This is a genomic window from Variovorax glucosi, assembly GCF_051216695.1.
GTDB lineage: Bacteria > Pseudomonadota > Gammaproteobacteria > Burkholderiales > Burkholderiaceae_C > Variovorax.
On the sequence record NZ_JBPJZE010000429.1, the window covers coordinates 1 to 1019 of the forward strand.

The 1019-nt window shown below is 69.1% G+C and carries 1 protein-coding gene; it reads right to left on the bottom strand.

Annotated elements, in window-relative coordinates:
- Positions 1-1019: phospholipase D family protein (locus ACSFA3_RS26250; protein ID WP_435508223.1), on the bottom strand; the 1019-nt coding region annotated here is incomplete at both ends.

Here is a 1019-nt window from a genome sequence, read left to right on the forward strand (position 1 = left end):
AGGAGCCGAAGACATTGCCGAAGCTCGTCTGCTCGCTGCGCAGCTCGTAGAGCTCGATGCCCATCCTGAGCAGCTCCTTGCGGTGGCGCGCATAGCCCACGTGCGCCACCGGCGCGTCGTTCGAGGCCAGCGAGTTGGTCAGCACGCGGATGCGCACGCCTCGGGTGCGGGCTGTGGAAAAGGCCTGCAGCATGTCCTTTCCGGGCACGAAGTAGGGCGAGATGACGACCAGGTCGGCGCGCGCCTGGCCGATCAGCTGCAGAAGGCCTTCGACCACGGTGTCGCCGCCGGCGGCCAGGTCGGACGCGGCTGTCAGCGAGGCCGCACCGGGCGAGGTGCCGGCCTTGTCGTTGGGCTGGCTGACCACGAGGCCTGGCGCCTTCGCGCTTTCGGGGCCCGAGTCGGCGGGGATCTTGCCGGGCTTGTCGGCCAGCATCGCGGCCGGCGCCCAGACGAAGGTGGCGGTGCGCAGATCCAGCGGCTTCTCGTCCCACGCGCGGGCGCGCTGGGCGGCGGTGGGAGGCGCGTTGTCCGCATCTTTCTGTTCGCGGGCCGACTCTTCGGTCAACTCTTGGTCGGCTTTTCGGGCGCGGTCGCGCATGGCCTGCAGTTCCTCGCGCGTGACCAGCGACTGCACCGGGTAGGCGCGCTCGTTGTTCCAGTAGCTGTCGAAGCTGCGCGAGAGGTCTTGCACGATCGGGCCGGCCGCCAGCACGTCGACATCGACGAAGTTGCCGTTGGTCGCGTTGCCGAAATACGCATCGCCGAGGTTGCGCCCGCCCGTGACGCCGACCACGTTGTCGGCCAGGAACAGCTTGTTGTGCATGCGCTGCTGGATGCGCGAGGCGTCGTCGATCGAATTGAGCAGGCGGCTGAAGGTGGAGTTGCGCGAGCCGGCCAGCGGGTTGAACAGGCGCATCTCGATGTTCGGGATGAAGGCCAGGCCCAGCACCAGCGCGTCGCGGCCGGTGGTGTGGAAGTCGTCGAGCAGCACGCGCACCCGCACGCCGCGCTCGGCG